General features: G+C 56.3%; 22 protein-coding genes. 7 read left to right on the top strand and 15 right to left on the bottom strand.

What is annotated here, in order from left to right; all coding sequences use genetic code 11:
- Window position 1 precedes the first annotated feature (1 nt).
- The 4 genes from AC2FJ5_RS20160 to hmgA all read right to left on the bottom strand — a co-directional run bounded on the left by AC2FJ5_RS20160 (window position 2) and on the right by hmgA (window position 5,378).
- Window positions 2-1,612, bottom strand: coding sequence for an FAD-dependent oxidoreductase (locus tag AC2FJ5_RS20160; RefSeq protein WP_496692093.1), 1,611 nt, complete (start codon window positions 1,610-1,612; stop codon window positions 2-4).
- A gap of 127 nt (window positions 1,613-1,739) precedes the next feature.
- Entirely contained in the window at window positions 1,740-2,690 is a 951-nt protein-coding gene (locus tag AC2FJ5_RS20165) for an MBL fold metallo-hydrolase (protein WP_496794409.1), read from the bottom strand.
- Window positions 2,691-2,700: 10 nt separating this feature from the next.
- Window positions 2,701-3,957, bottom strand: coding sequence for a fumarylacetoacetase (gene fahA, locus AC2FJ5_RS20170; RefSeq protein WP_496794410.1), 1,257 nt, complete (start codon window positions 3,955-3,957; stop codon window positions 2,701-2,703).
- A 65-nt stretch (window positions 3,958-4,022) separates the two neighbouring features.
- On the bottom strand, window positions 4,023-5,378 hold the full coding sequence (gene hmgA, locus AC2FJ5_RS20175; protein ID WP_496794411.1) for a homogentisate 1,2-dioxygenase: 1,356 nt from the start codon (window positions 5,376-5,378) through the stop codon (window positions 4,023-4,025).
- A gap of 58 nt (window positions 5,379-5,436) precedes the next feature.
- Between hmgA and AC2FJ5_RS20180 the strand changes: the two genes are divergently transcribed.
- Together AC2FJ5_RS20180 and AC2FJ5_RS20185 are read left to right on the top strand one after the other, a co-directional pair.
- Window positions 5,437-5,889, top strand: a complete 453-nt coding sequence (locus tag AC2FJ5_RS20180) for a MarR family winged helix-turn-helix transcriptional regulator (protein ID WP_496794412.1) — start codon at window positions 5,437-5,439, stop codon at window positions 5,887-5,889.
- A gap of 61 nt (window positions 5,890-5,950) precedes the next feature.
- Complete coding sequence (locus tag AC2FJ5_RS20185; RefSeq protein ID WP_282022217.1) at window positions 5,951-7,189, top strand: adenylate/guanylate cyclase domain-containing protein; 1,239 nt, start codon at window positions 5,951-5,953, stop codon at window positions 7,187-7,189.
- Between the two features lie 877 nt (window positions 7,190-8,066).
- Here the strand turns inward: AC2FJ5_RS20185 and AC2FJ5_RS20190 are convergent.
- The 6 genes from AC2FJ5_RS20190 to AC2FJ5_RS20215 all read right to left on the bottom strand — a co-directional run bounded on the left by AC2FJ5_RS20190 (window position 8,067) and on the right by AC2FJ5_RS20215 (window position 11,537).
- Complete coding sequence (locus AC2FJ5_RS20190; protein ID WP_010443838.1) at window positions 8,067-8,540, bottom strand: GNAT family N-acetyltransferase; 474 nt, start codon at window positions 8,538-8,540, stop codon at window positions 8,067-8,069.
- A 76-nt stretch (window positions 8,541-8,616) separates the two neighbouring features.
- Entirely contained in the window at window positions 8,617-8,988 is a 372-nt protein-coding gene (locus AC2FJ5_RS20195; RefSeq protein ID WP_281973981.1) for a VOC family protein, read from the bottom strand.
- A gap of 210 nt (window positions 8,989-9,198) precedes the next feature.
- Complete coding sequence (locus tag AC2FJ5_RS20200; RefSeq protein ID WP_496794413.1) at window positions 9,199-9,693, bottom strand: methyltransferase domain-containing protein; 495 nt, start codon at window positions 9,691-9,693, stop codon at window positions 9,199-9,201.
- A gap of 50 nt (window positions 9,694-9,743) precedes the next feature.
- Complete coding sequence (locus AC2FJ5_RS20205) at window positions 9,744-10,163, bottom strand: DUF6326 family protein (protein WP_496698888.1); 420 nt, start codon at window positions 10,161-10,163, stop codon at window positions 9,744-9,746.
- Between the two features lie 62 nt (window positions 10,164-10,225).
- Window positions 10,226-10,882, bottom strand: coding sequence for a DUF2306 domain-containing protein (locus AC2FJ5_RS20210; protein WP_496698890.1), 657 nt, complete (start codon window positions 10,880-10,882; stop codon window positions 10,226-10,228).
- A gap of 34 nt (window positions 10,883-10,916) precedes the next feature.
- On the bottom strand, window positions 10,917-11,537 hold the full coding sequence (locus AC2FJ5_RS20215) for a class I SAM-dependent DNA methyltransferase (protein WP_496794414.1): 621 nt from the start codon (window positions 11,535-11,537) through the stop codon (window positions 10,917-10,919).
- 189 nt (window positions 11,538-11,726) lie between these two features.
- On the opposite strand from AC2FJ5_RS20215, the gene AC2FJ5_RS20220 reads away from it, so the two are divergent.
- Window positions 11,727-12,641, top strand: coding sequence for a LysR family transcriptional regulator (locus AC2FJ5_RS20220; RefSeq protein WP_496794415.1), 915 nt, complete (start codon window positions 11,727-11,729; stop codon window positions 12,639-12,641).
- 211 nt (window positions 12,642-12,852) lie between these two features.
- Here AC2FJ5_RS20220 and AC2FJ5_RS20225 read toward each other — a convergent pair whose 3' ends face one another.
- Window positions 12,853-13,485 (bottom strand): tyrosine-type recombinase/integrase, encoded by a 633-nt coding sequence (locus AC2FJ5_RS20225; protein ID WP_496794416.1) that lies wholly within the window; start codon window positions 13,483-13,485, stop codon window positions 12,853-12,855.
- Window positions 13,486-14,097: 612 nt separating this feature from the next.
- Window positions 14,098-14,625, bottom strand: coding sequence for a hypothetical protein (locus AC2FJ5_RS20230; protein WP_496702858.1), 528 nt, complete (start codon window positions 14,623-14,625; stop codon window positions 14,098-14,100).
- 21 nt (window positions 14,626-14,646) lie between these two features.
- Between AC2FJ5_RS20230 and AC2FJ5_RS20235 the strand changes: the two genes are divergently transcribed.
- Complete coding sequence (locus AC2FJ5_RS20235) at window positions 14,647-16,911, top strand: hypothetical protein (protein ID WP_496794417.1); 2,265 nt, start codon at window positions 14,647-14,649, stop codon at window positions 16,909-16,911.
- The gene (locus tag AC2FJ5_RS20240; protein ID WP_496794418.1) at window positions 16,908-17,414 is read left to right on the top strand and encodes a hypothetical protein; all 507 of its coding nucleotides are present in this window, start codon (window positions 16,908-16,910) and stop codon (window positions 17,412-17,414) included. Before AC2FJ5_RS20235 ends, AC2FJ5_RS20240 begins: the two co-directional genes overlap by 4 nt.
- Before the next feature lie 792 nt (window positions 17,415-18,206).
- Here the strand turns inward: AC2FJ5_RS20240 and AC2FJ5_RS20245 are convergent.
- From AC2FJ5_RS20245 to AC2FJ5_RS20255, 3 genes are all read right to left on the bottom strand, one after another.
- Window positions 18,207-18,959 (bottom strand): VOC family protein, encoded by a 753-nt coding sequence (locus AC2FJ5_RS20245; protein WP_496703632.1) that lies wholly within the window; start codon window positions 18,957-18,959, stop codon window positions 18,207-18,209.
- Window positions 18,960-18,963: 4 nt separating this feature from the next.
- Window positions 18,964-20,046: a ribosome small subunit-dependent GTPase A gene (gene rsgA / locus AC2FJ5_RS20250; RefSeq protein ID WP_496794419.1), complete on the bottom strand. Its 1,083-nt coding sequence runs from the start codon at window positions 20,044-20,046 to the stop codon at window positions 18,964-18,966.
- A gap of 559 nt (window positions 20,047-20,605) precedes the next feature.
- Window positions 20,606-21,583: a LysR family transcriptional regulator gene (locus tag AC2FJ5_RS20255; protein ID WP_496697300.1), complete on the bottom strand. Its 978-nt coding sequence runs from the start codon at window positions 21,581-21,583 to the stop codon at window positions 20,606-20,608.
- Between the two features lie 129 nt (window positions 21,584-21,712).
- Between AC2FJ5_RS20255 and AC2FJ5_RS20260 the strand changes: the two genes are divergently transcribed.
- Together AC2FJ5_RS20260 and AC2FJ5_RS20265 are read left to right on the top strand one after the other, a co-directional pair.
- Window positions 21,713-22,720 (top strand): TAXI family TRAP transporter solute-binding subunit, encoded by a 1,008-nt coding sequence (locus tag AC2FJ5_RS20260; RefSeq protein ID WP_496702867.1) that lies wholly within the window; start codon window positions 21,713-21,715, stop codon window positions 22,718-22,720.
- Window positions 22,721-22,800: 80 nt separating this feature from the next.
- Window positions 22,801-24,862, top strand: a 2,062-nt coding sequence (locus AC2FJ5_RS20265) for a TRAP transporter permease (protein ID WP_496794420.1), incomplete at its 3' end; no start/stop codon positions are given.

The raw sequence follows: 24,862 nt of genomic DNA on the forward strand, positions 1-24,862 counted from the left end.
CTTACTCCTTACCGGTGGCCCTGCGGATCGCCTGCCGGAATGCGTTTTCTTCGTACGTATCACGGCGGGCGGCCACGTGTTGATCGGGACGGATCAGATAAACCGCGCTGGTGGCATCCCCCAGATAGCGGCGCTTGAGCGCCAGGGTCGGATCGTCCTTAACCGACAACGCCAAGCGGGTTGCCTGAACCCCGTCTTCCTCAAGAGTGTCTGGTGCGTCGGCGTCAATCGTCAAAAGGGTAAACTTGCCCGCGAGTTTCGGCAGCAGGAACGCGGCGCCGAGGGGGGCATCCGGGCACGCTGCGCCGGGACGGGTGATATCTGGCCCGTTCAGCGCATCTGCGGAATTCAACGACGAGCCCGCATAGGTACAAGGTGTGCTCAGACGGCCGGAATTCACCAGAGGGCGCGCGAATTCGTAGTGCTCGCCCAGGTCAAGAACGGCGTCGCGCAACAGGCGGGACATCTGGGATTTCGGCGTGATAAAGTCGGTCGAGCGACTGGAATAGGCAATATTCTCATCAGCGGCCTGCACCCGTTCATGGCTGTAGCTATCCAGCAAATAATCGGGCGCTTTTCCGTCGATAACCAGCTTCAGCTTCCAACACAGGTTGTCCGAATCCTGCACACCCGAATTGGCCCCACGCGCACCAAACGGGCTAACCTGATGGGCGCTGTCGCCGGCAAACAGGACCCGGCCATACCGGAATCGCTCCATCCGGCGACACTGGAAGGTATAGATCGAGACCCATTCCAAATCGAATTCGACATCTTCGCCCAGCATCTCCTTGAGGCGCGGGATCACATTCTCGGGCCGTTTTTCCCGTTCCTTGTCGATATCCCAACCCAGTTGCAGGTCAATGCGCCAGACATTGTCGGGCTGTTTGTGCAGCAGGGCGGATTGCCCCCTGTTGAACGGTGGATCAAACCAGAACCAGCGTTCGGAAGGAAAGTCAGCCTCCATCACGACATCAGCTATCAGGAAGTTATCTTCGAACACGCGCCCGTCGAAATCCAACCCGAGCATCCTGCGGGCCGGAGAGTGTGCGCCGTCACAGGCGATCAACCAGTCGGCTTCTATGTTGTAGGGGCCTTCGGGGGTCTCTACCTCAAGCGTGACATGGTCCTCATGGGTGCCGATCGCCTCGACCCTATTGCGGCCGCGAATATCGATTGGCGCGCCTTCAGCTTGGAGTGCGCGCAAGCGGTCCACAAGGATCTGTTCTAGGTGATATTGCTGCAGATTGATAAATGCCGGATTGGCATAGCCTTGTTCTGGCTGCAAATTGAACTCATAGATCTGTCTTGTGTCGAAAAAGACCTTGCCGGTATCCCAAAGAACACCTTTCCGGACCAAGGGCTCTGCGCATCCAAGCCTGTCGGCTATGTCCAGCGTGCGCTGTGAAAAACAGATGGCCCGGCTGCCAAAGCTGACCTTGTCATTTTCGTCCAGAACGACAACCTCAACGCCCTGTTGTGCCAGATCAATAGCTGTGGCCAAGCCGATTGGCCCGGCGCCGATGACGATCACTTTGTGGCGTATTGGGGCTACGGCGTCCTGATCGGGATTTCGCGCGTAGGCGTAAAGCGGTATTTCGAAGATCTTGTTCATGGGGCTCTCCCATTGCGCTGCGCTGAGGGTCCTTTCCACCAGCCGTTCAGGCTCAGTGGTCCCGATCCCAGGGTCTCACCAATCCGTCCTGCGAAAAACGATCTGGATCAAATGCGACCGTATGTCCTTAACTCTGCAAGGCTTCCCACATCTCCAGATCTCGTTGGGCGGTCCAGATGCGCGGGGTGTCGATCCCGCGCGCCTCGTCATAGGCACGGGCGACGTTGAAGGGCAGGCAGTGTTCATAGATCGCGTAATCGGCGAATTTCGGGTCGCATTCGGCGCGCACCGCGTCCCATGCTTCTTTCAGGCTTCCTCCGCGCGCCGCAACCTTGGCTGCCGGACGATAGGTGCTGTCGACAAAATCGCGGGTGTTTTCGATGGCTGCATTGACCATGTCCTTGCCGACCAGGGCATCGCCACGGCCTGGCGCAATGGCGTCGACATCAAACCACTTGATCTCATCCAGTGTATCGCCCCAGTCGCCGAAATGCCCATCGCCGCAGTAACAGGCCGAGTGATACTCGACGATGTCACCGGTAAACATCACATTCTGATCGGGTACATGGATCACGATATCGCCTGCTGTATGTGCGCGGCCCAGATGCATCAGGTCAATCCGACGTTTGCCCAGATACACCGTCATGGTGTCGCTGAACGTGGTCGTGGGCCAGGTCAGACCGGGAATGCTTTCGTGCCCTTCGAACAGGCGCGGGAAACGCTGGAACTCACTGTCCCAATCTTCCTGTCCCCGTTCCACCACCATCGCGCGGGCCATGTCTGACATCATGATCTGCTGCGCCCCAAAGGCGCTGGCACCCAGAACACGGACGGCGTGATAATGGGTCAGCGCCACATGCGTGATCGGCTTGTCGGTGACCGAGCGCACGCATTCGATTACCTTGTTGGCCAAACGGGGCGTCGCCTGTGCCTCGACAATCATGACACTGTCATCACCGATGATGATGCCCGAATTCGGATCCCCTTCGGCGGTAAAGGCATAAAGCCCGTCTCCTACCTCGGTGAACGAGATTTTCTTTTCCGACATGTCCCCTTGGGACGCAAATGCCTTGGCCATTTCTGGTTCCTTATCGCGAATATGGGTTTTCGAGAGCGGGCAGCACGGTTCCGGCACATTCGCCAAATCCGATCGTGTACCCTTTCCCCTTGGCCGCCCCTGTCAGGGTCAGCGTGTCGCCATCCTCGATAAAGCTGCGGCTTTCGCCGGTCTCCAGCGTTAGCGGCTCTTTCCCGCCCCAGCTGAGCTCCAGCAACGAACCGCGCTCGGGCTTTGTCGGGCCAGAGATCGTGCCGGACCCCAGCAGATCACCTGTGTTCATCGGGCAGCCCGACGTCGTGTGATGGGCCAACTGCTGTGCGGCGGAATAGTACATCTGACTATAGTTTGTTCGCGCGATTGTGGTTGCGGCGTTGCCGTCCGGAGCCATCGTGATCGACAGATCAATGTCATACAGCATCGGGCCGGTCTCTTTGAGGTGATCCAGCAACTCAAAATCCCGCTCGGGCGTGTCACAGCGGAAAGGTTCCAGCGCCGCCTTGGTCACGATCCATGGGCTGATCGACGTGGCGGTGGCCTTGGCCTGAAACGGCCCAAGCGGCTGATACTCCCACGCCTGAATATCGCGGGCGGACCAGTCATTCAGAAGGACATAGCCAAAGATATTGTCGTCTGCCTCTTGTACGGAAATTGGTCCGTCAGAGGGCGTGCCCACGATGGCGCCCATCTCAAGCTCGATGTCGAAACGACGGCTGGGAAGGAAGGCCGGAAGGTCCTGATCGGGGGATTTCAACTGACCCCAGGGGCGGCGGATATCTGTTCCCGACACCACGACTGAAGACGCCCGGCCATTATACCCGATGGGAATATGCAGCCAGTTAGGGGGCAATGCATTCTCTGGTCCACGGAACATGGTGCCGACATTTTGGGCGTGGTGCCGACCGGCGTAGAAATCGGTATATTCGCTGACGGCAAAAGGCATGTGCAGCTCGGCATCTGCCTGCGCCACAAGCAAAGGCGCGACGTCCTCTTGTGCCGCGCTGCCTTCGGCCAGCAGATCCATCAGACGGTTGCGCAGGGCGGCCCAAACGGCGGGGCCTTGCTCCATCAGCGGGTTCCAGAAAGGCAGGTCGAACAGCGGTTCGTCGTCCAGAACGACCAGGCCCTCGGCCTCGGCAGCTGTGACATCAAGGATCATATCGCCGATTGCAACACCACAATGCGGGTCTTCGCCGCCTGTCGAAAACACGCCATAAGGCAGGTTGTTCAAAGGAAAAGGGTGATCGGCAGAATTGGCCGAGCTCACCCAGGATTTCTTCAATGGCATTTTGTCTCCAAACCTCTGTCAGGGGCCAAGATTTTTCGTCGAAAAATCTGCGACCTCAATCGGTATTATTTCTTGCCCGGTGTACCGTCGAACTTTTTCTCAAGCGACGTCCAGCAGTCAATGTAATCATCCTGCAGCGGGGCCTCGGTCGCTGCAAATGATGTCAGATGCTGCGGGAACCGGGTTTCGATCATGAAGGACATCGTATTATCCAACTTATCCGGTCCAAGGTTCGAATTCGACGCGTTGTCAAAGGCATCCTGGTCAGGTCCGTGCGGCAACATCATGTTGTGCAGACTCATGCCGCCGGGAACAAAGCCCTGTGGTTTGGCGTCATACTGGCCGTAGATGTTCCCCATCAGCTCGGACATGATGTTCTTGTGATACCAAGGGGGGCGGAATGTATCTTCGGCCACCATCCAGCGTTCGCGGAACAGGACAAAGTCGATATTGGCCGTGCCCGGCTGTCCGGACGGCGCTGTGAGTACGGTGAAGATCGACGGGTCAGGGTGGTCAAACAGGATCGCACCCACCGGGCAATATGTGCGCAGGTCGTATTTGTACGGGGCATAATTGCCGTGCCAGGCGACTACATCCAACGGGCTTTGCCCAATCTTTGTGGTGTGGAACTGCCCGCACCATTTGACAGTGACGCTCGATGGTACCTCACGGTCTTCATAGGTCGCGATAGGTGCCTTGAAATCTCGTGGGTTAGCCATACAGTTGGCGCCGATCGGGCCGCGTCCGGGCAGTTCGAATTTTTGCCCGTAATTCTCGCAGACAAAGCCGCGGGCAGGGCCCTCAAGAACCTCAACCCGATAAACCAACCCGCGCGGCAGAATGGCGATTTCCTTGGGCTCAAGGTCGATGATCCCCAACTCGGTCGCAAAGCGCAGGCGGCCTTCTTGAGGCACCACCAGCAATTCGGAATCGGCCGAGAAGAAATAGTCATTCACCATCGATTCGGTGACCAGATAGATGTGGCTGGCCATCCCGACCTGCGTATTCACATCCCCTGCTGTGGTCATCGTGCGCATGCCTGTCAGCCATGTCAGCCCATCTTGGGTATGAGCGACGGGGTCCCAGCGATACTGGCCCAGGCTGGTAACATCTGGGTCAACACAAGGTGCCGATTTCCAATAGGGCAGGTCGATCTTATCGTAGCGATGCGAATGCTTCACCGAAGGGCGGATACGATAGCACCAGGTGCGCTCGGGTGGGTTGGCGGTAAAGGCAGTGCCGCTCAGTTGTTCGCCGTATAGCCCATAGTTGCAGCGTTGCGGGCTGTTCATGCCCTGCGGCAGCGCACCGGGTAGGGCCTCGGTTTCGAAATCATTGCCAAAGCCGGGCATATAGCCCGGATGGGTGCCAGCGGGCGTACTGGCCTGGATCATTTTATGCGGGTCTGTCGGATGGTTCATCCTTGGCTCCTGCTGTTTTCTGCTTGTGAGATAATAGTTGATTTTGTAACTAACAAGCATGACAAAGACAGAAAGTACCGAAAGAGACGGGTTTGATCTGCTGGATTTCCTGCCCTATCTGCTGAACCGGGCAGCCGAGGAAAGCGCACTGGAATTTCAGCGTGTATACAAAGACCGCTATGGGATGCTGCGCACGGAATGGAGAGTGTTGTTTCATCTGGGCAATTACGGAGAATTGAGCGCGAAAGAAATCGGTCAACGCGCCCGGATTCACAAAACAAAGATAAGCCGCGCGGTCAGCAGGCTTGAGCAGCGCCGATTTCTTGTCAGAACCGTCAGCCAGACGGATCGCCGCGTTGAACATCTTGCATTGACCACGGCCGGACGGTCGGTTTATCGCGAATTGCGCGGTATTGCGCAGCAATATGATGCTCAGCTTGCCGCAATGTTCACAGAAAACGAGGCTACCTCGTTGCGCAAAATGTTGCGAAAGCTGGCTGATATGAATTGACCTCTGGTAATTCGAACCTTTCGCTCCCAGATGGAAGCCAGAGCGGACACAGGAATGTGAAATGACAGCCCCGAACCAAAACGCGGCAAAATCAAATGATCTGATCAACTGGCTGGTGACGCGGGGCCTTGAAGGTGCCGAAAAAGAAGAATTGCTGGATGGCTATTGTACCCGTCTGATTGAACTTGGTGTGCCCCTGATGCGATTTCATGCGGCGCAATCGGCGCTGCACCCGGTATATGGCGGCACCGGATACAGCTGGTATCAAGACACCGGCGGTGACTATCAGAAATTCGAGTATTCAGAAGAGACCAGAGAAGACTGGATGAGCAGTCCTCTATATGCGATATTACATCACGATCTTGACGGCGTCCATGAACGCATGGTCGATCAGAACGAGCCCAGCCGCTATCCATTGATCAATGAATTACGCGAGGCTGGTGCGACGGAGTATTACGCTAAAGGTGTGAATTTCGATCCGCGGTCGCAGACCTCAAAAAAAGCCGTAGATGGAGTCCTGTTGTCGTGGGCTTCGAACGCGCCGGATGGGTTTCGGGAACAGGATCTTGACCTTATCAATACGGCTCTGCCCCATTTGGGCCTGGCACTAAAGTCAGCCTCGAACGCGCGGATATCCAAAGATCTGATGCGCGTCTACTTAGGTCGGGATGCTGGACGGCGTGTTTTGTCGGGTGAAATTCGTCGCGGATCCCTACAGCAGATCGACGCCGTGATATGGAATTTCGACCTTGAGGGCTTTACCAGCCTCTCCGAGAATCTGCCCGGAATCGAGATCATCGATATGTTGAACGACTATCTGGCGGTTGCCGTTGGCGTCGTGCACGATAATGGCGGCAATATTCTGAAGTTCATGGGCGATGGACTGATGGCTATGTTCAATGTCGGCGAGATTGAAGAGGACGTGCAGGCGGCCCTGCAGGCGGTTCCCATGTTGCAGGACCGGATCGCCGAACTGAATGCGCAGCGCGAATCCGCTGGACTGCCGGTGGCCAACTTCACACTGGCCTTGCATGCGGGCGAAATTCTGTATGGCAATATCGGTTCTGAGACACGTTTGGATTTCACGGTGATCGGCCCAGCGGTGAATCAGGCCGCGCGTATCGCTGGCATGCATCGGTCCTTGGGGCAACGGATACTGATCTCGGATGACGTAGCCCGCGCGGCGCAGCCCTGCGATCAGGATCTGATCTCGGTCGGGCGCTATATGCTGCGCGGTGTGGCCGAGCCGAAAGAGCTGTTTACGGTTTATAATGTTGCCGGAACGCAATCAGGCGTTTGAGCGTCCGGTTTGAGCCCATTCTGTGAATTCGGTTTTCTCGCTGCGTGCGCTCGCAGCACGAAAATCTCCGCGACCGCATCATTCTCAGCGCCGCTGCGCGGTGTGAAAACCGGCCATTCAAGCATGCCGCTGCGAGATTTACTTCCCAGATTTACAGGTTGCGGACAAAACTGCCATTGCCATTAGGCCCAATTGTGTTTGCATTCTAGCCCGGCATAAGCGGATAACATCTTTGGCGGATGTCACAGGCCACCCAACATTTTGAGTGTTGATTGGAGCCGCGCAACACAAGCATCAGAAGCAAGCTCGTCCGAATTATAAGGCAGATGTAGTCTGGTAACGTCAAATTTTCCGATAAAACCGCGACCCGAGCTACAATACCTCGTTCGGAATCGCGAATTCTGATCAACGTTGTTCTCGAGCTGCACCAGTTGGGCCTCTACGAATGTCACTGCTTTTATGGTTCCTTCTGGAACATCCATTTTTAGACAATTGAAAGCACTACCGTCGTCTCCGACAAATAGGATAATTTGCTTGTGCCCTCTAGCAGATTGCACTTGCGAATGAAGTTGTTCGACGACTTCTTGCCACGAATCTTCACACGGATTGCCAGCATTTTCTGACGCTTGGTCTGCGAAACTTGGACTAACCGAAGCGGCTACGATTGATAACCAGATAGCAAAGTTTGTTGCACACAGCCAACTGTATGAACCCCGCGGCTCTTTAGTTTTTAATTTTTGCGTCACAGCTTTTGCCTGGCTTTGAGATGAACAAGCCTTAACATCGCTGAACTATAGGACCACTGCAATGACCAGTTAGGGCTGCGAGTTACAACACACTCTGGAGCTGCCGATGTACCAGAAATCGGACAATGCTGTCACTCTGTCGCAAGTTGAAATTTGAGGAAGGTCGCCCCGTCATAGTCGACTTCGCCAACCCGCCAAGCACCAAGTCTGTCGAGTGCCCGCAGGTTCGTGCGTGACGGTGGTAAAAGGAAGGTCACATACGGGATGCGTTCATCGGAAATTGCAAAGTCGATCGCCTTTCGCGAGATGCGCGGCCCGAGGCCAAACGTGTCGGGCCGCAAGACCAGTCCGAAATCCCACTCGGCTCCTTCTTTTTGAAATCCACCCCAGCCGACATATCGGTCATCGGACAAGAATGCCCAATGTCCAAGTCCGTCACGGTGCCAACACTCTTCCTTTTTGGCGACAAACCGCGCCACTGTCTCGGCATTCCAAGTAAATCTCAGAAGCGGCATATGCTCGGCGACACGAGGGTCGGACATGTGCGCTAAGATTTCGGTTGGGTCGATTTCCGACAATCGGACAAATTTTATTTCAGATCTCATTGCGGCGTCTTTCGATGTGCTCGTCTCTCATTGTCCGCTGGACGCGATATTTCAACAGCCAACTCTTTGCCTGCTGTCACGCTGGGACATACGCATTCAGTTTGTTGCCATCCAGATCCCGGAAATACCCTCCGTAGAAACCATGATCTCCGCGTGTGCCGGGGGGTCCCTCATCTGTTCCGCCAAGTTCGAGGCACTTGGCGTGAAGCGTATCGACGGCTTTTCTGTTGGTCATTTTCAAAGCGACCATCACCCCGTTTCCAACGCTTGCCGGTGCCCCATTGAATGGACAAGCAAGGCATAACGCAGGCTCGGCCCTTGAGCGGCCCCATGCGGCCATATCGCCGTGTTTCCAAAGACGGTTTGCGCCCACGCTCGAAAACAAGGCGTCGTAGAATTTCAGCGCGGCCTCGAAGTTGTTGGTTCCGAGGGTAACATATCCAATCATGCTTGATCTCCGTAATTCTGTGGTCGTCATTTTCAACTTTAGGCCCGGCTACAAAGACCCCTGTGTTGCTGCGCCAGACCGCCTAGCAAGTAAGGTCGAGGCCGGACCATGGCTCGGAATTGCCCGCACTTCAAAATTTTCGAAACGCTCGATTGCCTGCATCAATCGGGAGCGGGACATAAATCGGCCGGTCCCGCGAAACAAAAGCGCCTAGCGCATGAGGCTGCCGGCAAGACCACGGGCAGGCTCATCCGCGCAAAACGCGAGACAAAGCGCGCCGCCGGCTCGAACAACCCTGCAAAGCTCACTCAAAGCCAGGTGGGGATCGGGGACGGTTTCCAAAGCCCAAGCACACGTCACAAGATCGAACGTGCCATCTTCAAACGGCAGGGACTCCAACCGTCCTTGTATCTTCGGCACAGGAATGTCGGCACAGCGTGCAAGCATCGCTGCGGACGGGTCGAGAAGGGTCATCAAATTCGGCGGCATGCCCTCGGCGATCAGTCTACGTGCCAGGTTGCCGGTGCCGCAGCCAGCATCCAAAAGCCTCGAATTCGGCGTCGCAAGTGCACGCACCAGACCTTCCAGGGCGGCCTGCGCCTCGCCGCCTGCATGACGCAGCCAGCGATGATGAAGTTTGTCGTAGCGAGGTGCGAGCTTGTCATAAATATCAAACGCATCGTCTAAAGGCGTTTCTTCCAACATCTATTTGGTCCTATTATTCATTCATCGTGTCCGCGGTGCGCGCACGTTTTTTACGGAGAACTTGCGTCGGATTGCGGCGCGGTGTGTTCGTCCTCGGGCCACGTCCATGCGGTCCAGAGAATTGCGATTAGAGCCACGATCTCGATGACGAGGTGGAAGGTGTCATCCATGTCGGTGGGGGCCGAGGAAAGGAGCGTACCGGTTGTGACGATCGCTGCAAGAAAGGTGACAGGGCGACCAATCCTGCGGGTTAGCAGGAGCGAATAGAGCACCATCGCAATCGGCACTTGGACGAGGAAACCGCCCAAAAGCATCAGCCCTTCGGTGATCTCGATGCCGTTGTAATGGCCTGTCAGCAGCATCTCGATATGGGACGCGAGGACAAACTGGTGAATATCGCGAAAGATGATGTTGAGCAGTATGAACAGCCACAGGGCCGACAGAAGAATACGGGGATCGAGCCGTCTCATTTTGGTGTCTTCTTTCTGTGTTTCTGGAGTTTGCCGGTATCAGGTCGGGAGCACGACCGGGTTCAGATCACCGCGCCGGATGTGCGCGTTGCAAAGGCGCGGCGGATTAGGAGTTCCGCAATCGCAAGGTTGATGGCCCACGCCCCAACCATCAGGAGGTCTCGCGAAAACCCCTGCAGTTCGGTGTCAAAGAGGGCCATTGCGACCAGAAAGAGCGCGGTTTGCGTTGAGGCCCCTTGGCCGATGGCATAGGCGCGCAGCATCGCGGCGCGGTGCGCGGCGACGTTTCGCGACCGAATCGCGACGATGGCCCATGCGATGAGGGTGACCATCGCGAGGCCGAGCGTGACCCTTGCCCCGTAAAGTACTGGTCCCTGCAGGGCATCGGGAAATGCGTAGGACACGGTCATCCAGAGCCCGGTTAGTGCGCTGATGCATCCCGCTGCCGCCACAATCCGCCCGAGGGTCCTGTGCAGGGCCGGGCGGTAGCGCCTCAGGCTCGGGAGGAATTGCACAGCCCCCACAAGGCAGAAAACTGAACTGCCGAGGATATGCAATGTGATCGGGAGGGGATCGAACACCGCACGCGGGTTCGGCGGGATGATCGCCCGAGCGCCGAGAAGTTCCGGAAGCCGGACCAGTCCTACGACTGCCGGAATGAAAGAGTAGAGGAACACGAGGGCAAGGAACGCCCATTCGCGACGGCTGATAAAGTGCATGCTTCGGTCTCTCAGAATAAGGCGTCGGTCTGCCTCAGGCGGGCTTGCGCGCGACGATAAAGGGGCTCAGTCGGTTCTTTCCGAAGTACCGCGTCTGCTCGATTTCGAACCCGGCGCGGATCAGGTGTCGGGTCAATTCAGCGCGACTCAAGATGATCACATTAGGCGCGATCCGCGCGGCCATGAGCACGCGAACCATGGCTCGCATCCAGCGCGGCGCGTCCTTCAGAGAAACCGTCTTTGATATGAAGTGACCGCCGGGTTTCATTTGGTGGAATGCTGCATCCAGTACGGTGGGTATGTCGTCCACCAGGTGAAGCAAGCTGAACGCGCAAATGGCGTCGAACGGTTGGCCAGGAATGTGTTGCGCCGCCTCCGCCTGAAGAAATTCTGGTGTTCCCGCGGCATCGCAACCTGATCGTGACCGGGCGATCCGGATCATCTCGGCAGAGAGGTCGGTTGCGGTCACATGAGCGACGACAGGCGCGATCTTCCTGGCTGTGCCGCCTGTGCCGCAGCCGATTTCAAGAACGCGATCGGTCGATCGAAGAAGCGCAGTGACGCATTCCAGCTTTTCTTCGTAGGCGGTGACATCGGCAATAGGTTTCTTGGCGTACTTGGGCGCATGCCGGTCCCAGAAGGCTTGGGCAGTCATGTCGGTTTCCTTTGCGCGTTGCACTTCAGGTTTGAAGCGGCGCGGATGCGCCAGTCGTAAGAAACTGCGGAATGCATTGTGTCGCTTTCGATTGCAGAGACCGGGCCGATCTCGTTTCGCATCCGGTATCATCCATGCGCTCATAAAAGGTCGATTGCTTAAATTCGTCCACCTGCTATACGCTCATGAATGAACTGGCAGGCCGTTTCCTTCGATTGGAACCAGGTACGAGCCTTCCTCGCGACAGCGGAGGAAGGCTCGTTCAGCGGCGCGGCGCGCGTGCTGAAGACAACGCAGCCGACGATAGGGCGGCAGATCGGTGCGTTGGAGGAGGCACTTGGCGTCACGTTGGTAGAACGCAGCGTCCGTGGTCTTACCTTGACGGAAGCAGGGCGCGAACTGATTGATCACATGCGCACGATGGGCGAGGCTGCGACGCTCATCTCGATGGTGGCCGACGGTAAATCTCAGGATGTCACCGGAGAGGTCACGGTCACGGGAACGGACCTCTTGTCAGCAGCGATCCTGCCGGGCGTGCTCAAGCCGTTGAGACAGATGGCGCCGGGCATCCGCGTCCGCATTCTCGCGTCGAGTGAGATGCAGAATTTGACGCAGCGCGAGGCAGACATCGCGATACGCCACGTCCGCCCAGATCAGCCGGACCTGATCGCACGGCACTTGGGCGACTTTCGCGCCACTCTCTATGCCGCGACCGACTATCTCGATCGTGCAAGCCGCCCACGGACTCCGCGCGATGTGGCTGCACTCGATTTCGTCGGCAATGCCGACCCAGAGAGGCTAATGGCCCCACTGCACAACATGGGCGTGCCCGTTCGCGCAGAGAGCTTCGTGATGTCGAGCGAGAGCGGTGTCGTCGCATGGGAATTGGTGAAAGCGGGCTACGGCGTCTCTATGCAGCCCGAAACGTTGGGCGAGGCTGAATCTGGCATAGAGAAGGTCTTGCCGGATTTCCCTTCGCTTGAGTTTCCAATCTGGCTGGTCACCCATCGGGAGTTACAGACCAGCCGTCGTATCCGGATCGTATTCGACCTGCTGGCCCGGGGTCTGTCAGACGTTGCGAAGCGCCGAAGTGGTGGCGATTAACAGGTGCAAAAGCGCCGAACCCGGAGCAAGTAAGGTCGCGTGGCAATAGTTGAAGCTGCGCTTGCACGAGTTCGTTTTGTCCGATGAGTGTACGTTAATGTTGGAAATGCTGCGCAATCGATCAACTTCCGCTTTGGGGAAGCTGCAATGCGGCAACTTATCTCGCGATGAACGGCTGGTTTGGGCCGCCCGCGAGAGCGGCCCGTTGACTTTAGATCTCTATCGCTTCGGCGATTGCTAGGGCATCCTCGAGTTCGACGCCGAGATACCGGACTGTACTGTCCATCTTAGTATGGCCAAGCAGAAGCTGAGCAGCGCGTAGGTTTCCGGTCTTCTTGTAGATCTGAGTGACCTTGGTTCTCCTCATGGAATGGGTGCCGTAGGCGCTTGCTTCGAGGCCGATCGACGTGACCCAATCGCGGACAATCCGTGCATATTGGCGTGTCGAGATGTACAGGCGTTCATGAAACCGGCCGGGCCAAAGGTACTCCGAACCGACCATCAGCTCATCTTCCATCCACTTCTCAACAGAGGCACGTGTGCCCTCTGATATCTCAAAGCGCACGGGTTTCTGCGTCTTGCTTTGAAGGACCGAAGCCCGTTCCTTAATCTGACCCGATGACATGACATCGGCGACCTTCATCTTCACCAGATCGCAGCCGCGAAGCTTACTGTCGATTGCCATGTTGAAGAGCGCAAGATCGCGATGATTTTCGGCAAGCTCGAGGCGAACTCGGATTGCCCAGACATGTTTTGGTTTCAGCGGTCGCTTCTGGCCGACGATGCGTCCTTTGTTCCAGGCTGGGCGAAGAGCACGAATGGCAGGTAAGTTTGGTGTTTCCATGGTTGATCCTCCGATCCGCCATGCCCGCCCACAACGACAACCCGACGTTGACTGGAAAATTTTATCACAGCATGCCGCGCTGCCTCCAAGGTCCGCGATAGAGCCCAAAGCGGAAGTCTTGGATTTTCGCTGCGCGCGCTCACAACATGAAAATCGCTGCAGCTGCTCGAATTGCAGCGATGCAAGTCCAAAGAGATAGCCGCCATTCGACCTTGGCGCAGCGAGGACTTGGACAGCAATTTGCAGGTCGAGGAAGGGCGGCCCTTCGAATACCTTGCGCGTTTCCAATTCTCTGAAGAGATCTTTTTCGAGAATTTCTGGCCGCTCCTTGAAGCAACTTGCTCAATCCAAGGAAGGCTGTAACGATACGTACCGAGTAGCGCAAACCAGGAAGCGACACAAATGGCAATCCAAGGCTATAGGGAGTTGTTCATTAAGGAAATCGACCGATCCTTAGCTTTGATACCAATTTCGGCGGAAGACACGGTCGCGATGGAAGCCGCCTTAAGTGACGATCGCCCGGTGTACGCGACTCTTTTTGAAAAGTACTTTATCGAAGTCATTCAATCTTCGACGCCGCCCACAGCTGGGTACTGGGCCAATTTTCTGCGTTTATTCATTGGAAAAATTGATCATTTTTCCTCCGATGCTGCACGAGCCGTCACGGTTTACCGGATAGCCGCGCAGGAGAGTGTCTGTCGCTTCACGCCGCTGCTTGACAGCGCCGTGTCGGTCGCCGTTCGCCTGTCGGAAACAGAGATCGATTTCTCGGACAGACCCGAAGAACTGGCGCTTGGAAACGCCTGCTTTCATCATGCCAGAGTCCTGTTGGATCTCGGCGAGGCTGACCTTGCCTACAACCTCGCGTCTATGGCCATGGATATCTTGCGAAACGCACCGGATTTCGGAGAGCCGGTCGGCAGATTTGCGCTCGCCTTGGCGGAAAAGGCGCAACGCATGCACCAGATTGCCACCTGCGCGTTTTTCCTTGCGCATGCCGTGAGAAATGCTGCGGTCAAAAACCCAATGCGGAGAGCCGAAGCCTTTGCACTGAGCGAAATCGCCGTCAGTCGTCTTGAAGGCGTGGAAGAGCCTTTTCTGAGAAATTGCCTCGATCAATTGTGGCGCTTGTTCGACCATTTTTCTGACCTTCGGCCGCTCTTGCTCACGCTGCTTCGGTTCTATTCGGAAGAAGAACGGGTAGGGTTGATGCCGCCGAATGCGGATGTCACCGAAATCTACGCGCTGTCGCGATTTGAGGACGAAGCGACCCAAACATGGAAAGACAGGCTGCCTGCCGAATTGAATTTCCTCTCGCTCGTGGATGATCGCTGGTTCGATCTGACGGCTGACGAGCTGAAGACATCGGTCTCGGCGGATTGGATCACCCGCACGATACAGCACCCGGCGATCTTCCGGTGTGTTCCGCACAATCGATCGTTCTTGCGCGACCGGTCCTTTGGCAAGCAACTATTGCAGCTCTCGCATGAAGTGACCCATGCGATCACCTTGAACGGTGGTTTAGGGTGGGCGCTGACAGCCTTGCGCACCGCGTTGTACCGCGCCGAAATGGGGCTTTGGGGCTTGGATGGCGTAGACATCACACAAGGCGATTTCATGGGGGCGTTTGTTGCGCAAAAGGGGTTGGCGCCCCGGCGCGGGACTAGCTCTCTGGCACTGCGGCAGGCGGAAATCTGCCTCGAATTAGCGGCAAAAGCGCAGATCCTGCAGGATGTCTGGACGCCCTGGCTTGAAGGTATTGCGGTTTATGCCGAAACGGCGGCTGACCCGCAGCGCGACCGGCACACCGATACTATTCTGACACGATGCCTGCGAAATCTGGTGGATTTCAATCCCGGCGAGACATTCACCTCGGAATCCCTGGCGCAATCCCATGGCGCTTTTGTCGAGGACTTTGACGCGGCCACTGCCGAAACACTGCAGCAAGAGGCCAAGTCCCACCTCGCAGCGGTGTTGCGGACAGAGAAGGCAGTCTACTTTGCCGGCTACATTGCCGTGCGATCCGTCGTAAGCGCCTGGCGCCAAACGCATTCCGCCGAGATATCCGGATCTATGGCGTTCAATCTGCTGCAGCACACTGCTCGATTTGGGACATATGAAGATGCCATCCCGGATTTGTCCTTGCCGACCGAGGAGTTTCACGTTGCGGCGCAACACATGATGAAGCGCTGGGTCTGTGGTCTCGCCGGCCTGCCGCCTGAGGACCTCGCATATTTCTTCAAGCCGCCCGATCCCGACAAGCGTGAGCCAACGACCCGGTACCGGAAAGGGCGGATCCAACCCAGCGATACAACGCCGGCCCGTGATATGGAGTTGTTTCTTGAACTGGGGCGACGGCAGCGGCGAGAAGCTCAGATGTCACTTATGACTGAGCGCCGCGAGCAGGTCGAAGACCCGCCCGATGTCCAGCATGTTGTGGCCGTCGCCACAGAAGGTGTCAAAACACTGCACGCCTTGCATTCTGATCCCGAAAGCGATGTGATCGATGACTTTGCTGTCATGTCCCGCGGATTTCTTTTGCCTATTGGCCAAACGGATGCGCTCTTTCACATCAACGTCGATCCTTACACCAGCGATATCATGCTCGGGCTTAGCTTGCGCACAACCGAGGTTCACGTGGAAACCGGCCGGTCGAGTTACAATTCCTTCGCCAGGTTAATCTCCGCCAGGGACCTCGATGAGATCAGACGCCATTGGGATGAAACCGGCGTGCCGCGGCTGAAAGTGCGGCGCATCGTGGACATCAATGGCATGGTCTACGGCAGTCCCGAAATGGCCGGCATGCACTTTCTCACGCTGCAATATGGGGATTGGTTTTTTGTCACGGGCGCCAACCAGTTCCTCGACCAGCTGTTGCAATCCAGCCTGGCGGAGCATCCGGTTCGGAAAGATTGGGTGCGAGAACGGGTTTTGAACCATCCTGCCCGACAGTCAGAGATCGAAGTTGTCGCACGCGGACATGAAGGCGCCCGTCGTACCCTGGCTTGGGTGCAAAACCAGGACGAGTGGGTTTTGGGCGATCAACCGGTAGCCGTGCCACTCATAACATGGACAGACCGTGTGGCAGCAAAGGCCACCGGCTTGCTGGATGACGACGCGCAAAAGACTGCGCGGTTGAACCGGCAGCGAGACTGCGCGGCAGACTTGTTGCAAGCGTTGCTCTGCGATGAAAACCGGTCCCGCGCCGTCGCAAAGGGCGGCTTTGACGATATGACCAGCGATGTCACTTATCAACGCGAAGAGGTAATCGAAGCGTTTTTCCGGACAGGCATCGCACCAGCTGCTTCGACATGGCTTGAGACTGCGAAAATGCGTATTGTGACAGGAGTGACTGGCTTATTTCAAGAACGTGCGGGCCTATGGGACATCATCCCGGCGACGCCCAGATTTGAGGACAAAACATGATACCGTTGACGCTGACAGAAGACTTGCACGACGAGGCACTATCGCGTGCCACCCACTTTGGTGATAGCATGAAATACTCTGTCGGTGTCCTCAACACGGTTGTGGACACCGACGAAGACACCTGGATCCGTCGGATCTGGGACTTCGCCGAAGGCGCTATCCGGTCCGCGGTCCAATCAGGTATGGACGCCGCCGGTCCGATTATCGAGCGGACCCGGGAAAAGATTTCGGAAATGACCTCAGCGCTTGGCGAACGGGCGAATGTCGTCGTGAACGCGGTCATGGAAAAGATCAGCACCTATATCAAATCCCTGATTGACCTTGCCGTGGCACGACTGGACCTCGAAATCAAAATCGGCGCACGCCAATACCTCATGAAGAAAATCGCGATTCAACAAGAGTTTTCGGTATCCGGCACGGTGACGTCGTCTCTCGAAGAAGCCTGCGCTTTTGCGGCAAACGGTGAAGTGACCGTCGATGGAGAATACGAGCTGCAAGTATAAGTACACGCAATCCTAGGCGCTCGACACGAGCGGTTTTCAAAAAATATTGGCCAAAAGCGTTCAGAAGTGCGCTTGGGCACATCGCAGAAAATGGTGGCGGGAATGAGTAGACGCTTGAAGGAGAACTGCCACTTTACTCCGTTTTCGGATTTCGGGACCTCAGCGACACTCATAACCGAAGCAAAGAAACGCCTAAAGCCAAACTTGGAAACTATCGGTGTTAAGTCACCGGTTTGACCTATTGCAAACTACAGCGCACACTCGAAGGAACTGTTGCAGTTCTTGCGTGATTTCCCATATGCTCGTCCGTTGACTTCGGACGAGCATATCAATTTTGGACCGCAGTAAATGAACGCTCTGTCCGAGTCTTGCTTCTCCAGCAGGCGCGCAGTGAGTGGTTGATTTGATATCCTGCTCCACACGCGCTTCCGAATAACCGGAAACGGAAAACTGCTGCGCCGGCGCAAGAGCCACGCTGCACCCGCGAAGGGTTGCTGCTTCAGCGACTTTCGAAAACCGAATGACCGGAAAGTCCGCGATCTGTGAGTTCGACCCACATCAGGTTATGCTCTTACGGCGAATGTCGGCAATGCGGACTGCGACCGCAGCATCGAGAGACTGGGTCGGATGTCGGCTTTGGGCCGTCCTCATCTGAGCTGGCGTGCCTGTCAGCAAGATGCTGCGGTTGCTCCGATGGAAGCTCTGAGCCCTGAGTCACGCATGCTGCAGAACGAACAAATATCCGCTCTGCAGTTCCTGTGAAGAATTGGCGACCTGTTAGAAAGTGGTCGTCTATTCGATGCCAAAAGCAAACGGCGCGCCGTCTGGATCACACAGGATGGGGTTATGGGCTTGAACGGTTTCATTCAAATCTACAGAAGCCGGACGCGCCCCTTTGGCTTCTGCAGCACGGCAGGCATGGGAGACTGAAGCAACCTTGATGCACGGGACCCAAGCTGCATTTGAACCGGTTGGCCAGGTCGCGGCATGTTGGCGTGCAACAAGATCGCCCCCAGGCCTGAGGAGTGCGAGACAATCCGTGTCCTGCTCGGGAGAGACCTGCCATCCAAAAAGGTCTGCATAGAACGCCAGCGGGAAGTCAGTCCCATTGCCGACGTACACGTCTGGGCCGAACTGCCGACGCGGAACAGGGAAGCTGTGCCGGGTCAGCGAAATCCCGACCAGAGCACCGAGCGGATCGCGCAGCAGTGCATTGCGACCGACACCCGGTACCTCGAATGGCTCCCGAATGATCTTGCCTCCGAGCGTGGCGACGCGCCTGACCGCCGCGGCCACGTCGGGAACCTCGATGTAAGCGATCCAGCCATTTTCCTGCCCGGCAGGCGTCTCGGCCAACCCCGCACCCGCTTCGTCCCCGGAGAGTGCGAGGACGAAATCCTGCGCACCGCCTCCCCAGGCAAAATCCGTCGCCCGCTCGACTTCATACGTCCAGTTGGCGACGTGCTGGTAAAATGCCATCGAACACGCCCTGACCGATGTGAAAAGGTCGTGCCATACGATTTGACCCGCTTTCGACTGCGTCATCGTCTTACCTCCTGACAACTTTGATTTTCTTGACGCCGCGCACCATTTTTCCGAACGCCTTGTCGCGCGACCTGCGTTCCGCAAGGCTCGCCGAGTTGAACGCGTCCTCCGCCATGAGCTTGCGCCATCTGCCAAGCCGATGGGCATCGAGAATACCCTCATCAACAGCCTCCAGAACAGCGCATCCCGGCTCGGTTTCGTGCTGACAGTCGTTGAATCGACAGCGCGCGGCCAACTCCTGAATGTCAGCAAAGAGATCATTGATCCCGTCCGCCGCATCGGTGAGCTGCAATTCCCGCATGCCGGGCGTGTCAAGGATCAGACAGCCATTGGGCATCGCATGAAGCTCACGCCGCGTCGTCGTATGCCGACCCTTCGCGTCGTCCTCGCGAAGGGTCTGGGTCTCGATGGATTGGCTCTCAAGCAACGCATTGGCCAGCGTCGATTTCCCAACACCGGACGAGCCGAGGAACGCCACCGTCTTGCCGGGCTTGCACCATGGGGTCAGCTCTGTCCGGGGCGCGTCTCCACGGGCGTCAAGCGCAACCACGTCGATCATGTCCGACACCGCGCGCGCCGCGTCAATGTAGCTTTTCGGGTCCGGCACAAGGTCCGTCTTTGTGATGACGATGACAGGCGTGATCCGTGCCTCAAACGCCAGAGCGGCACAGCGTTCCAACCGTGCCACCTTGAAGTCCTGATTGCAGGACGTGACGATAAAGGCCGTATCAATGTTCGCCGCAATCAGCTGTTCCTGCCTGTCGGTGCCGGGCGCACGCCGCTTGATGAGGCTCGTGCGCTCGAGAACCCGACTGGATCGCGGGTGCGAAGGATCCAGCATCAGCCAGTCCCCGACGGTCACATCCGCTCTGGGAGGAAGTACAACATCAATGTTGTCTCCAAGGGCGTGCAGCCCACTGCGATGCACTTCGACAACGCGAACGGGAGGTGTCGATGTTAGCTCGCCCACGCTGATTTGCTGGGCGAAGAAGGGTTGCCATCCCAGTGCCTGAAGAGGGCTGAGTTTGGGGTGTGATTGGGCGTCGCGCGCGCTACGCGGAAGGAAGTCCGAGTAATCTCTTGTCATAGGGTGTGCACTTTCATGTCTCTGGCCTAGATCAAATTTGGGCACTGATGGTAGGAAACGAGTGAGCACATCAAGATTGTCCGTCAGCTACAAAGCGACGGCAATATTTCAGGTGTTGCATGTGCTCCGGGAGGCGCGCTGCCTCCCTTCCTTACCGGGACATGAAATCTCCATTACAGGTGACGTGGAGATAGGAAGAATAGACGCAAAACGCAACCGTTGACGGCTGACTTGGAACTCTTCTTCAGATATCTGTAGCGGTCGTTCAAAGGGAATAGGGGTATGTCAGATCCGTCCACAGAGCGTGAGTTTGATCTTGCCCTGATGTTGCTTATGCGGCGAATGACCGCAAAGCGGGCTGCGACTGCAGCATCAAGAACGCCTGCTGGGTGTCCGGTTTGGGCCGGACTGACCGTGCCCAGGTCGTTTATCGCATGGATGCTGCGCTGTCTCCGAGGTCCGTAGTGAGCCCAAAGTCATGAATGCTGCAACATGCATGAATGCCGGCTTTTGGTCACACAGTAGCCAAACACAAAAATTGGTTTTCAGATCGTAAGGTCTATTGTGATCTATTATGTTCTGTCCCTGCTTCATCTACCCAAAAGGAAAGGGGGTTTGCCTTCACACCATCCAACATCCTCAACACTTCTGCCTTCCATCCTGCTTTGGTCTGTAATGCCAATTGGGACGGTGGTCGGTGGTTTGGTTCGAGGATGGCATACTCATATCTGAGCGGTTTCGTGAAGGGTAAGAAAACCACTTTGCCATTCGAGAAGTTAAGTTCACGCTCAGTCGCAACTGTCAGCGGATCTACGATGCTGCAACACTGTCCTGAACTCACAAAGGGGATTAATGGCAGAAAGTACTGGCAAGTTACCGTTGGGTTGTATTCAGCGGCAACATTTTCAAACTCCTGCCGGATTTTTCGTTGAAACGGGTGTGAAGGATGCAGGCCGCCCATTGGCGTTCTATCCAGGTCTGATAAGGCCAAGCTCTGGCGCGATGATAGCGGATGATCGCGATCAAGGGCACAGAAGCAATCTGCCTGGATAAGCTCGGCGGAGTATTGGGGTTCTTTACCGGTTGAATGCTCGAAGTCAGCAAAGCCGAAGTCGATGTTTTGTGATCCCGCAAGCTCCATAATCTGAGGTGAGCTGCGAGTGGAAAGTGTTATGCGAATTTCGGGGTTTTCGCCAACTGACTGGCTTATGAAACGCGGGAACAAAAAGGCAGATGGACCAGGCATCGTTGCAATATTCAAGCTTCCGGCATGCCCTTTGATGAGACCTTCCATGGTGTTGGAGATCGACGCGAGGCGGTCAAGAATGCCTGTCGTTTCTGCCAAAAGATAATGCGCTTCGGGAACCGGCACCAAACGCCGTCCTTTACGTTCGAACAGCATCAGGCCCAGAGATTTTTCAAGGTTTTTCAACGCAAGACTGATTGCAGGCTGCGTCCGATTCAGTTTCTTGGCTGTTTGAGAGATGGAGCCGGTCTCCATCACCTCACGAAATACAGTTAGCTGGGTCAGGTTCATATATTTAAGTATAAGTAAAAATTTAGTTTAGTGAAATATAACAAATTTGTATTTATGCAATTTGTCTCTACGCTTGCAGGATCGAAGTTTGGGAAAACCGAAACCGAAATTCCAACAAGGGAGATGACAATGAAAATTGTAAAATGCTTGACTGGTCTAGCATTGGCGGGCGCGCTGGCCGCACCTGCGCTGGCGCAGGATCCGACCTTTTTCCGTATCGGCACCGGTGGTGCTGGCGGCACCTACTTTCCCATCGGTGGCACCATCGCCAATGGTATCTCAGCGCCTCCGGGCTCACGCCCGTGTGAAGAAGGTGGCCAGTGCGGTGTTCCGGGGCTGATCGCAATTGCGCAATCCACCACTGCATCGGTCTTCAACAACGCTGCCGTTGAAAACGGTGAGCTTGAGGCGGGTCTTGCTGCAGCTGACGTCACGCGTTCGATGTATATGGGCGAAGGCAAATTCGAAGGCAAACCGCATCCCAAGCTGCGCATCGTGGCCAACCTGTTCCCCGAAGACCTGCACCTTGTTCTGCCGGCCGGGTCGACGATCAACGATCTGAGCGATCTGGAAGGCAAACGCGTTGGTATCGCGCAAGCTGGTTCTGGCACGCAGGTAGCCGTTTTGCAGATGCTCGATGCCTGGGGTGTCAATCGTGACAACATGGACGAAGCCGAGCTTAACAACAGCCAGAGCGCCGAGCGGCTGGCCGATGGTCAGCTCGACGCCTATTTCTACGCTGCGGGCTGGCCGGTTGCTGCGATGGTGCAACTATCTTCGACCAAAGGCATGAACCTGCACTCGTTCAGCGATGAGGATCTGGCCAAAATCAATGAGATCATTCCCGCCTATATCCCTTCGGCCATCCCTGGCGGCGTCTATGAAGGTATTGATGCGGATACGAAGACACCCGCGGTAAGCGCGATGCTGGTTGTATCCTCGGACCTGTCCGATGATCTGGTCTATCAGATGACCAAAGCTCTTTGGAATGACAACACTCGCAAGCTGCTGGATAACGGCCATGCCAAGGGCAAGCAGATCACGCCGGACACGGCGTTGGACGGCGTCGAGGCGTTGGGTGTTCCGCTACATCCGGGTGCCGAGAAGTTCTACAAAGAAGCCGGGCTTCTTCAGTAATTCTATCTCACGAAACTTAATTGTCCGGTGCTCAGATCTGAGCACCGGGTACTCAAAATACGCGCAATCAGGGGGCCATCATGTCCGAGACACAAAAGCTTGATGACCACGAGCTGACAGCCGAGGAACTGGCTGCAATCGAAGAACAATTCGACGAAGGCGCCGCCGTCCGGCAGGTAACTCCGACAACCGGAATTGTTCTGCGCGTCGTCGCCCTGATCTTTGCATTCTACGAATTTTTCACAGCCGGGTTTGGCCTGCCTGCCGATCACTGGCACATGGGCATTTATCTGGCCCTGCTGTTCATTCTGGTCTACGCGACAATCCCGATTATCGGGGCCAGAAGCCTTTATGCGCTTAAAATAAGTCGGTTTCGCATAGGCAACATCCCACTGTACGACTTAGTCTTCATGGTGCTGGGGATCATTGCAGCGCTGTATGTTGGCGTCGCCTGGCGCGGCATTCCGTTACTGGGTATCGAGGAACAGACGTTCCGCATGGGTAACCCCAACACATTTGATGTGGTATTGGGCGTGATCATCATCCTGCTGGTTCTGGACATCGCGCGCCGCACTTTGGGTTGGGTGTTGCCGCTGATCATCTGCGTCTTTATTTCATACGCCCTGCTTGGGCCGTACTTCCCCGGATTGCTGCAACATCCCGGCGTGAACTTTAAAACCTTCGTGTCGTCGATGTATTTCCCGCAGGAAGGCATCTATGGCGTCACCCTTTGGGTTGTTTCGACCATCGTGTTCCATTTCGTGCTGTTTGGCGTGATCGCGCAACGCACGGGATTGGGGCAGCTTTTCATCGACAATGCTACTATTTTGGCGGGCCGCTATACCGGCGGTCCGGCAAAAGTGTCGGTGGTATCCTCGGCCTTCTTCGGCACGATCTCAGGTTCTTCGGTGGCCAACACCGTATCAACCGGCGCGCTGACAATTCCCAACATGAAGCGTCTAGGATACCCCGGCCACTTTGCGGGCGGTGTCGAGGCCGCATCTTCGGCTGGGGGACAGATCACGCCGCCAATCATGGGGGCAGCCGCCTTCATCATGGCCGAATTCCTCGAGGTTCCATATACCACGATCGTGATTGCAGCGATCTTTCCTGCGCTTCTGCACTATGTTGGCGTCTTTGCTGTCGTGCACCTGATGGCACGCAAGCTGAATCTCAAAGGTCTGACCAAAGAGCAACTGCCGCAGCTCAAAGCCGTCTGGGCCGAAGGCTGGGCCAACATAGTGCCCCTGATCGGCCTGCTAGTGGTTCTGTTCACGGGTTACACGCCCTTCATGTCGGCCTTCTGCGGCATATCACTTGCGGTAATCGCGGGCATGTCGCGCTTGAGGCAACCGCCGACATTGATCTACGCGGCAGCGTTCCTCAGCTTTGTACTGTGGAAGTTCTCAGACGGCGGCTTTGACCTGACCATGACAACAATCCTGTGCGGATTGACGGTGGTCGCAACTATGAACCCTCAGAAACGCATCGAAGTGCCCGAGATGCTACAGGCGGTAGAATTGGGTGTGAAATACTCGCTAGCCGTGGGCGCCGCCGCTGCTGCGGTCGGTATCGTGGTAGGCGTGATCAACACCACTGGCATCGGGTTCCGCATCGGTTTCATGGTTACACAGGGCGCAGGCAACCTGGCATCGGATCTGTACAACATGATCTCGTTCGGCAGCTTCCAGTTTTTTGCCATGGAAGATCTTCAATTGTTCATCTCGCTGGTTTTCATTGCCATCGTTTGCATTCTGATGGGCGCGGGCATCCCTACAACTGCGCTGTATATCATGCTGGTGTCAGTGGCGCAGCCTGCGCTGGCGCAACTGGGTGTTCCACCCATCGCCAGCCACCTTTTCGTACTCTACTATGGTGTGGTGTCCGAAATTACACCACCGGTCTGTACTTCAGCCTATGCCGCGGCTGCCATTGCGAACTCGAACCCGTTCCGAACTGGTCTTTCTGCCTTCACCCTTGGATTGGGCAAAGTGATAGCGCCTATGGCCTTTGTTTATGCGCCGGTGCTGCTATTCGTGTCCTCAACCGGGTTTAACCTGTGGGAGTTCACCTATACCGCGACCAGTTGCATCGCCGGGGTTATTGCCCTGTCGGCGGCTGTGGTTGGGTATTGGTTGAGTC

This window comes from Ruegeria sp. CDSA221 (assembly GCF_059611825.1).